General features: G+C 62.4%; 19 protein-coding genes. All 19 read right to left on the minus strand.

Annotated features, from left to right (window positions below):
• Positions 1 to 29: 29 nt before the first annotated feature.
• Positions 30 to 392 (minus strand): 50S ribosomal protein L18, encoded by a 363-nt coding sequence (rplR, locus tag DRB19_RS20960; protein ID WP_114187973.1) that lies wholly within the window; start codon positions 390 to 392, stop codon positions 30 to 32.
• Positions 393 to 404: 12 nt separating this feature from the next.
• Positions 405 to 938 (minus strand): 50S ribosomal protein L6, encoded by a 534-nt coding sequence (gene rplF, locus DRB19_RS20965; protein ID WP_114187974.1) that lies wholly within the window; start codon positions 936 to 938, stop codon positions 405 to 407.
• Positions 939 to 974: 36 nt separating this feature from the next.
• On the minus strand, positions 975 to 1,370 hold the full coding sequence (gene rpsH / locus DRB19_RS20970; RefSeq protein ID WP_114187975.1) for a 30S ribosomal protein S8: 396 nt from the start codon (positions 1,368 to 1,370) through the stop codon (positions 975 to 977).
• A 13-nt stretch (positions 1,371 to 1,383) separates the two neighbouring features.
• The gene (gene rpsN / locus DRB19_RS20975) at positions 1,384 to 1,689 is read right to left on the minus strand and encodes a 30S ribosomal protein S14 (RefSeq protein ID WP_114187976.1); all 306 of its coding nucleotides are present in this window, start codon (positions 1,687 to 1,689) and stop codon (positions 1,384 to 1,386) included.
• Positions 1,690 to 1,728: 39 nt separating this feature from the next.
• Positions 1,729 to 2,295, minus strand: coding sequence for a 50S ribosomal protein L5 (gene rplE / locus DRB19_RS20980; protein WP_114187977.1), 567 nt, complete (start codon positions 2,293 to 2,295; stop codon positions 1,729 to 1,731).
• The gene (gene rplX / locus DRB19_RS20985) at positions 2,288 to 2,605 is read right to left on the minus strand and encodes a 50S ribosomal protein L24 (protein ID WP_114187978.1); all 318 of its coding nucleotides are present in this window, start codon (positions 2,603 to 2,605) and stop codon (positions 2,288 to 2,290) included. The genes rplE and rplX overlap by 8 nt, the downstream gene beginning before the upstream one ends.
• Positions 2,605 to 2,973, minus strand: a complete 369-nt coding sequence (gene rplN, locus DRB19_RS20990) for a 50S ribosomal protein L14 (RefSeq protein WP_114187979.1) — start codon at positions 2,971 to 2,973, stop codon at positions 2,605 to 2,607. The genes rplX and rplN overlap by 1 nt, the downstream gene beginning before the upstream one ends.
• Before the next feature lie 163 nt (positions 2,974 to 3,136).
• A complete protein-coding gene (gene rpsQ, locus DRB19_RS20995) occupies positions 3,137 to 3,376 on the minus strand; it encodes a 30S ribosomal protein S17 (RefSeq protein WP_114187980.1) in 240 nt (79 codons plus the stop codon).
• A 12-nt stretch (positions 3,377 to 3,388) separates the two neighbouring features.
• On the minus strand, positions 3,389 to 3,601 hold the full coding sequence (gene rpmC / locus DRB19_RS21000; RefSeq protein WP_114187981.1) for a 50S ribosomal protein L29: 213 nt from the start codon (positions 3,599 to 3,601) through the stop codon (positions 3,389 to 3,391).
• A gap of 10 nt (positions 3,602 to 3,611) precedes the next feature.
• Entirely contained in the window at positions 3,612 to 4,025 is a 414-nt protein-coding gene (gene rplP / locus DRB19_RS21005; RefSeq protein WP_114187982.1) for a 50S ribosomal protein L16, read from the minus strand.
• Positions 4,026 to 4,049: 24 nt separating this feature from the next.
• Positions 4,050 to 4,754: a 30S ribosomal protein S3 gene (gene rpsC, locus DRB19_RS21010; protein ID WP_114187983.1), complete on the minus strand. Its 705-nt coding sequence runs from the start codon at positions 4,752 to 4,754 to the stop codon at positions 4,050 to 4,052.
• A gap of 11 nt (positions 4,755 to 4,765) precedes the next feature.
• Complete coding sequence (gene rplV / locus DRB19_RS21015) at positions 4,766 to 5,146, minus strand: 50S ribosomal protein L22 (RefSeq protein WP_114187984.1); 381 nt, start codon at positions 5,144 to 5,146, stop codon at positions 4,766 to 4,768.
• A gap of 1 nt (position 5,147) precedes the next feature.
• A complete protein-coding gene (rpsS, locus tag DRB19_RS21020; protein ID WP_114187985.1) occupies positions 5,148 to 5,426 on the minus strand; it encodes a 30S ribosomal protein S19 in 279 nt (92 codons plus the stop codon).
• Positions 5,427 to 5,441: 15 nt separating this feature from the next.
• Positions 5,442 to 6,278, minus strand: a complete 837-nt coding sequence (rplB, locus tag DRB19_RS21025) for a 50S ribosomal protein L2 (protein ID WP_114187986.1) — start codon at positions 6,276 to 6,278, stop codon at positions 5,442 to 5,444.
• 20 nt (positions 6,279 to 6,298) lie between these two features.
• A complete protein-coding gene (locus tag DRB19_RS21030; RefSeq protein WP_114187987.1) occupies positions 6,299 to 6,595 on the minus strand; it encodes a 50S ribosomal protein L23 in 297 nt (98 codons plus the stop codon).
• Complete coding sequence (gene rplD, locus DRB19_RS21035) at positions 6,592 to 7,212, minus strand: 50S ribosomal protein L4 (protein WP_114187988.1); 621 nt, start codon at positions 7,210 to 7,212, stop codon at positions 6,592 to 6,594. Before rplD ends, DRB19_RS21030 begins: the two co-directional genes overlap by 4 nt.
• Positions 7,212 to 7,943, minus strand: a complete 732-nt coding sequence (gene rplC, locus DRB19_RS21040) for a 50S ribosomal protein L3 (protein WP_114187989.1) — start codon at positions 7,941 to 7,943, stop codon at positions 7,212 to 7,214. Before rplC ends, rplD begins: the two co-directional genes overlap by 1 nt.
• Positions 7,944 to 7,991: 48 nt before the next feature.
• Positions 7,992 to 8,300 (minus strand): 30S ribosomal protein S10, encoded by a 309-nt coding sequence (gene rpsJ / locus DRB19_RS21045; RefSeq protein ID WP_009764298.1) that lies wholly within the window; start codon positions 8,298 to 8,300, stop codon positions 7,992 to 7,994.
• Between the two features lie 64 nt (positions 8,301 to 8,364).
• The coding region (locus tag DRB19_RS31940) for an EF-Tu C-terminal domain-related protein (RefSeq protein WP_162815788.1) at positions 8,365 to 8,440 on the minus strand (76 nt) is incomplete at its 5' end.

Genomic DNA, 8,440 nt, shown 5'->3' on the forward strand with positions numbered 1-8,440 from the left:
TCGCTAAGGGTGTTTCGATTTACCCGCCGTTAGAAATCGAGACCGCCTTCACGGGCTGCGTCGGCCAGAGCCTTCACGCGGCCGTGAAACAGGTAGCCGGAACGGTCGAAAATAACCTGCGTCACGCCGGCAGCAGCCGCGCGCTCCGCTACGAGCCGCCCAACTTCCTTTGCCGCATCGACGGTGGCGCCAGTCTTGAGCTTGCCCCTGAGGTCCTTCTCGAGGGTCGACGCAGCGGCGACCGTATGGCCGCGCTCGTCATCGATGATCTGGGCGTAGATCTGCTTGGACGAACGGAACACCGACAAACGCGGACGTCCATTCGCAGCTTTCCGGATCGCACGGCGCACACGGGCCTTGCGGCGATCTTCGGCGCCTTTCTTCTCAGCCATGATACGTCGTCCTTACTTCTTCTTGCCTTCCTTGCGGAAGATGAACTCGTCGGAATACTTGACGCCCTTGCCCTTATAGGGCTCCGGACCGCGATAGTCGCGGATCTCGGCGGCGGTCTGTCCGACCTTCTGCTTGTCGATGCCGGTCACGACGACTTCCGTCGGCTTGGGCGTGGTGATGGTCACGCCGGCCGGGATCTCGTAGTCGATGTCGTGGCTGTAGCCGAGCGACAGCTTCAGCACCTTGCCGGCGACCGCGGCCCTGTAGCCGACGCCGTTGATCTCAAGACGCTTCTCGAAGCCCTTGGACACGCCCTCAACCAGGTTCGCCACCTGAGCGCGGGACAAGCCCCACTTCGCGCGGGCCGTCTTGGAGGTGTCGCGCGGATTAACCGACACGGCGCCATCCTCGAATGCAACCGACACTTCGTCAGGCACGCGGAACGAAAGCTCGCCCTTGGTGCCCTTCACCTTAACCATCTGACCGTCGACGGTCGCCGTCACTCCGGACGGAACCGCAACTGGCTTTTTACCTACTCGGGACATATTCGAATCTCCGTGGTTCTGTGCTGTTGCTTAGTCTTAGAAGACCTTGCAGAGCACTTCGCCGCCCACGTTCTTCTCCCGGGCCTCATGATCGGCCATCACGCCCTGGGGCGTCGAGAGAATGGTGATGCCGAGACCGTCGGCCACGCGGGGCATGGTGTCGACGGATGCGTACACGCGGCGGCCGGGCTTGGAGACGCGCTCGATCGAGCGGATCACCGGCTGACCGTCATAGTACTTCAGCTCGATCGAAAACTCGGTCCGGCCATTGCCGAACTCCGTCTGCGAGTAGTCGCGGATGTAGCCTTCGGTCTTGAGGACCTCGAGCACACGGGCGCGCAGCTTCGAGCCCGGGGTCATGACGGTGCCGCGACGGCGCATCTGCGCGTTGCGGATACGGGTGAGCATATCGCCCAACGGATCGTTGATCATCAGATGCCCTCCCTTACCAGCTGGACTTCACGAGGCCCGGGATCAGACCCTGGGAGCCGAGTTCGCGCAGAGCGATGCGCGACATGCCGAGCTTGCGGTAGTAAGCGCGCGGACGGCCGGTCACTTCGCAACGGTTGCGAATGCGGGTCGGGCTCGAGTTGCGCGGCAGTTCAGCCAGCTTGAGGCGCGCCTCGAAGCGCTCCTCCATGGACCTCGCCTCGTCGTTGGCAACAGCCAGCAGACGCTCGCGGCGGCCGGCATATTGCTTCGCGAGCTTGCGACGAAGCTTGTTCTTCTCGATAGAGCTTTTCTTAGCCATTCGTTTATCTCCAGTGTCCGCGTCTGAGGACAGCTATCCTCACTGCCGGAACGGGAAGTTGAAGTGACGCAGGAGCGCACGGGCCTCGTCGTCGGTCTTCGCCGTGGTGGCGATGATGACGTCCATGCCCCAAACCTGCTCGACCTTGTCATAGTTGATCTCAGGGAACACCAGGTGCTCCTTGATGCCAAGCGCGTAGTTTCCACGGCCGTCGAACGACTTGGGGTTAAGGCCCCGGAAGTCGCGGACGCGGGGAAGCGCGATCGTCACGAGACGATCCATGAACTCGTACATGCGAGCCTTGCGCAGCGTAACCTTGGCGCCGATCGGCATGTTCTCGCGGACCTTGAACTGCGAGATCGCCTTGCGGGCCTTGGTGATCACCGGCTTCTGGCCGGCGATGAGCGCGAGATCGCCAGCTGCGACCGAAGCCTTCTTCGAGTCAGCCGTCGATTCGCCGACGCCCATGTTGAGGACGATCTTGGTGATCGTCGGCACTTCCATGGGGTTCTTGTAGCCGAATTCTTCGATCAGCTTGGGACGCACCACTTCCTCGTAGTGCTTCTTAAGCCGCGGCGTGTAGCCGTCCACCTGAGCCTTAGCCATCGATCAGGTCTCCCGAACGCTTGGCGAAACGGACCTTGCGGCCGTCGTCCAGAACTTTGAAACCAACCCGGGTCGGCTTGCCGTCCTTCGGGTCTGCGTAGGCCAGGTTCGACAGATGGATCGGCGCCTCTTTCGAGATGATGCCGCTCTCTTGATTTGCCGTCTGGCGCTGGTGCCGCTTCACCAGGTTGACGCCACGGACGAGCGCACGCTCCTCCTTCGGCATCACCTGCACGACTTCACCGGTCTTGCCCTTGTCGCGACCGGTCAGGATGACGACCTTGTCGCCCTTCTTGATCTTCGCGGCCATTAGAGCACCTCCGGTGCCAGCGAGATGATTTTCATGTGGTTCTTGGCGCGCAGTTCACGGGGAACGGGGCCGAAGATACGCGTGCCGACCGGCTCTTTCTGATTGTTGATCAGAACCGCGGCGTTCTTGTCGAACCGGATGACCGATCCGTCGGCGCGACGGATGTCCTTGGCGGTGCGAACGACGACCGCCTTCATGACGTCGCCCTTCTTCACGCGGCCGCGCGGGATAGCTTCTTTCACGGAGACGACGATGATATCGCCGACGGAAGCGTACTTACGCTTCGAACCGCCGAGAACCTTGATGCACATCACGCGACGGGCGCCGGAATTGTCGGCGACGTCAAGATTCGTCTGCATCTGGATCATGGCTTTGATCCTTTCCTTTGTTTCAGACAGGTTTCCGGGCCAAGGCAGGATTGCCTCCCCGGACTACGCCTGACGGGGATCTGACGTCCCCTGCCCTTCATGTCGAGAAAGGCGGCCGTATACACGAGCCGCCCTTGTTAGACAACCCCAAAACGAAGGCTTTTTAAGCCTTCGCCTCGTTGACGAGCACCCAAGTCTTGAGTTTGGAGAGCGGCTTGGACTCCTCGATGAAGACCGTGTCGCCAACCTTGGCTGTGTTGTTCTCGTCGTGAGCGTGGTAGTTTTTCGTCTTACGCACGGTCTTTTTCATGACCGGGTGCGTGAAACGACGTTCCACCTTCACGACGACCGTCTTGTCCTGCTTATCGCTGACAACGACGCCCTGCAAAACGCGCTTTGGCATCTTGATTTCCTCTTAAGCCTTCGCCGACGCCGACTTCTGGCGCTGCAGCGTCTTGACGCGGGCGATGTCCTTGCGGACCTCACGGACGCGTCCCGTATTCTCGAGCTGGCCTGTCGCGCGCTGGAACCGAAGGTTGAACTGCTCCTTCTTCAGGTTCAGCAGTTCGTCCGACAGCTGGTCGTTCGACATCGCGTTGAGGTCAGAGGTTCTCTGCTTCGTCTTCATGATTCCCTCCTTACTCAGCAATGCGCTGGATGAAGCGCACCTTGATCGGGAGCTTGGCAGCGCCGAGACGGAGCGCCTCGCGGGCAACGTCCTCCGGCACGCCGTCGATCTCGAACATGATACGGCCCGGCTTGACCTTGGCGGCCCAGAACTCGGGAGCGCCCTTGCCCTTACCCATACGCACCTCGGTCGGCTTCGACGACACCGGCACGTCCGGGAAGATCCGGATCCACACACGGCCCGCGCGCTTCATGGCGCGGGTGATCGCGCGGCGAGCCGCCTCGATCTGACGAGCGTTCACACGCTCGGGTTCCATCGCCTTCAGGCCGAACTGGCCGAAGTTGAGGTCCGTACCACCCTTCGCGGTGCCGGAAATCCGGCCCTTGAACTGCTTACGGAACTTGGTTTTCTTCGGTTGCAACATGGCAAACCTCTCCTGACCTCTCGGTTACGCCGCTTGCTCGCGGCGACCACCGGAACGGCCACCCTCGTCGTTCATCCGCTTGTCCTGAGCCATCGGATCGTGCTCAAGGATTTCGCCCTTGAAGATCCAGACCTTAATGCCACAGGTGCCATAGGTCGTGAACGCCGTCGAGGTGCCGTAATCCACGTCCGCGCGCAGCGTGTGCAGCGGAACGCGGCCTTCACGGTACCATTCCTGACGGGCGATCTCGGCGCCGCCGAGACGACCGGAGCAGTTGATCCGGATGCCCTCGGCTCCAAGACGCATCGCCGACTGAACGGCGCGCTTCATGGCGCGGCGGAACGCGACGCGGCGCTCCAGCTGCTGGGCAATCGAATCCGCCACCAGCGTAGCGTCGACTTCCGGCTTGCGGACCTCGACGATGTTGATCGCCACATCCGCATCCGTCATCTTGCTGACGAGCTTGCGGAGCTTCTCGATGTCGGCGCCCTTCTTGCCGATCACCACGCCCGGGCGACCCGAGTGGATGGTGACGCGGCACTTACGGTGCGGACGCTCGATCACGATCTTCGAAACGGCGGCCTGCTTGAGCTGCTTCATGAGAGCATCGCGGATCGCCATGTCCTCATGCATCAGCTTCGCGTACTCGCCCTTGCCGGCGAACCAGCGCGAGTCCCAGGTCCGGTTGATGCCGAGCCGAAGACCAATCGGGTTAACTTTCTGACCCATCTGGTTCTCCTTTACGCCTGTTCGGCGACTTCCCGAACCACGATCGTGAGGTTCGAGAACGGCTTCATGATACGAGCGCCCCGGCCACGGGCCCGGGCATGGAAGCGCTTCATGACGAGCGCCTTGCCGACGAAAGCCTGGCTCACGACGAGATCGTCCACATCGAGGTTGTGGTTGTTCTCGGCGTTCGCAATGGCGCTCTCGAGGCACTTCTTGACGTCACGAGCAATCCGCTTGCGGGAGAACTCGAGATCGGCAAGCGCCGTGGAAACCTTCTTGCCGCGGATAAGGGCCGCAACAAGATTGAGCTTCTGAGGGCTGACGCGCAGCATGCGAGCGACGGCTTGAGCCTCTTGATCGCTCAGTGCGCGAGGAGTCGCGGCCTTACCCATCTTACTTCCTCTTCGCCTTCTTGTCCGCCGCGTGGCCGTGGAAGGTGCGGGTCGGCGAGAACTCGCCGAACTTGTGACCCACCATTTCCTCGCTCACGTAGACGGGAATGTGCTTCTGACCGTTGTAGACCCCGAATGTGAGGCCCACGAACTGCGGGAGGATCGTGGAGCGACGGCTCCAGATCTTGATGACCTCGGAGCGGCCCGCACCACGGGCAGCCTCGGCCTTCTTGAGGAGGTAACCGTCGACGAACGGACCCTTCCAAAGCGAACGTGCCATGACGTGCCTCTATCCTTACTTCTTCCGAGCGTGGCGGCTCGACACGATGAACTTGTCGGTCCGCTTGTTCGAACGGGTTTTCTTGCCCTTGGTCGGAATACCCCACGGGGTCACCGGATGGCGACCGCCCGAGGTACGGCCTTCACCACCACCGTGCGGGTGGTCGATCGGGTTCATGGCGACGCCGCGGTTGTGCGGGCGCTTGCCGAGCCAGCGATTACGGCCGGCCTTACCGATCGAGGTGTTCATGTGGTCCGGGTTCGACACGGCGCCGACGGTGGCGAAGCACTGGCCATGGACTAGACGCTGCTCGCCGGAGTTCAGGCGAACCGTGACGTAGCCTTGGTCGCGACCCACGATCTGGGCGTAGGTACCGGCGGAGCGGGCGATAGCGCCGCCGCGACCGATCTTCAGCTCCAGATTGTGGATGATCGTGCCCACCGGCATGTTGCCGATCGGCATTGCGTTGCCGGGCTTGATGTCGACCTGCTCGCCGGCCGACACCTGATCGCCGACAGCCAGACGCTGCGGGGCCAGGATGTAGGACAGCTCGCCATCGGCGTAGCGGATCAGGGCGATGAAGGCGCTGCGGTTCGGATCGTACTCGATCCTCTCCACGGCAGCCACATCCCCCATGCGCCCGCGGCGCTTGAAGTCGACGTTGCGAAGGGTGCGCTTGTGACCACCGCCGCGGAAGCGGACGGTGACGCGGCCCAGGTTGTTACGGCCGCCGGAGGAGCTCTTGCCCTCCGTCAGCGCCTTGACCGGCTTGCCCTTGTAGAGCTCGCTGCGGTCGACGATCACCAACTGGCGCAGGCCGGGGGTGATTGGTTTGAAAGTCTTCAAAGCCATCGGATCACTCTCTCGTCGGATCAGAGGCCCGTCGTGACGTCGATGGTTTGGCCCTCTTCGAGGGTCACAACCGCCTTCTTCACGTCCGACCGCTGGCCGCGGGTGCCGCGGAACATCTTCACTTTGCCCTTGGTGACGAGCGTGTTGACGCTCTTCACCTTGACATCGAACAGCTTCTCAACCGCTTCCTTGATCTGCGGCTTCGTCGCATCCCGGCTAACCTTGAAGACGACCTTGTTCTGATCGGACAGGGCCGTGGCCTTCTCGGTGATGACCGGGCTCACGATTACATCGTAATGGCGCGGGTCCAGGCTCATTTGAAGCGCGCCTCCAGCGCATCGACAGCCGCCTTCGTGAGAACGAGCTTCTCGCGACGCAGGATGTCATAGACGTTGATGCCCTGCACCGGCAGGACGTCGATGTTCGGGATGTTGCGAGCAGCCCGCTGGAAGTTCGCCTCGATCTCGGCGCCACCGATGATCAGGGCGTTCGCCAGGCCGAGCTTGCCGAAGCGCTCCACCAGAGCCTTCGTCTTGGCCTCGGAGAGCTGCACATCGTCGACGACGATGAGCGAAGCGTCCTTCGCCTTGGACGAGAGCGCATGCTTCAGGGCGAGAGCGCGAACCTTCTTGGGCAGATCGTGCGCATGGCTGCGAACGACCGGACCGAAGGCGCGACCGCCGCCCCGGAACTGGGGAGCGCTCGCAGCACCGTGGCGTGCGCCGCCGGTGCCCTTCTGCTTGTAGATCTTCTTCGTCGTGCGGTCGATCGCCGAACGATTCTTGACCGCATGGGTGCCGGCCTGGCGCTTGGCGAGCTGCCAGCGAACGCAACGGGCCAGCAGGTCAGCGCGGGGATCGAGACCGAAGATGGCCTCGTTCAGATCGACCGATCCAGCCTTCGCGCCCTCGAGCGTGGTGACATCGAGTTTCATCACGCGTTCTCCTCTTGGGCTTCAACAGCCGGAGCGGCCGGTGCAGCGTCATTGGCCCCCGAGCGGAACGCGCCGGGCATCGGCACTTCCTTCGGCAGCTTGCGCTTCACCGCGTCACGGACGTAGATCCAGCCGCCGGCCACGCCGGGAACGGCGCCTTCGACGAGGATCAGACCGCGCTCGACGTCGGTCGAAACGACGCGCAGGTTCTGCGTCGTGACGCGCTCGACACCAAGGTGACCCGGCATCTTCTTGTTCTTGAAGGTCTTGCCTGGATCCTGGCGACCACCGGTCGAACCGATGGAGCGGTGCGAGACCGACACGCCGTGGGTGGCGCGAAGACCACCGAAGTTCCAGCGCTTCATACCGCCAGCGAAGCCCTTACCGGTGGTGATGCCCGTGACGTCCACGAACTGACCGGCAATGAAGTGATCAGCGGTGATCTCGGCGCCCACGGGGATGACAGCATCCTCGGTGACGCGGAACTCCGCGAGCTTGCGCTTCGGCTCGACCTGAGCGAGTGCGAAACGCCCGCGCTCGGCCTTCGAAACGTTCTTGACCTTGGCCTTGCCGACGCCGACCTGCAGCGCGGTATAGCCGTTCTTTTCCATGGTCCGATGGGCGACGACTTGGCACTGGTCGACCTTCAAAACCGTGACCGGGACATGCTCGCCGGCATCCGTGAAGATGCGGGTCATCCCGAGTTTCTGTGCAATGACGCCTGAGCGCATGTGCGTATCCTCTCGACGTGTCTACCGTAAGCTCCAAACCCAGAGGGCTTAGAGCTTGATCTCCACGTCCACGCCCGCCGCGAGGTCGAGCTTCATCAGCGCGTCCACGGTTTGGGGGGTGGGGTCCACGATATCGAGAACGCGCTTGTGGGTGCGCATCTCGAATTGCTCACGCGACTTCTTGTCGATGTGAGGCGAGCGAAGAACCGTAAAGCGCTCGATGCGCGTCGGCAGCGGGATGGGCCCGCGAACCTGCGCCCCGGTCCGCTTCGCGGTCGACACGATTTCGCGTGTCGATGCGTCGAGGATCCGGTGGTCGAACGCCTTAAGGCGAATGCGAATATTCTGACCGTTCATGGTTGAACCTCAACAAGGGAGCAGCCCGACCGTGGCCGGCCTGCTCCTTTGATCCTCTTAAAAATTAATCCATGACCTGTGCGACGACGCCGGCGCCGACGGTGCGGCCGCCCTCGCGGATGGCGAAGCGCAGCTTCTCC

It is taken from the genome of Microvirga aerophila (assembly GCF_003332305.1).
In the GTDB taxonomy this organism is placed as follows: domain Bacteria; phylum Pseudomonadota; class Alphaproteobacteria; order Rhizobiales; family Beijerinckiaceae; genus Microvirga; species Microvirga aerophila.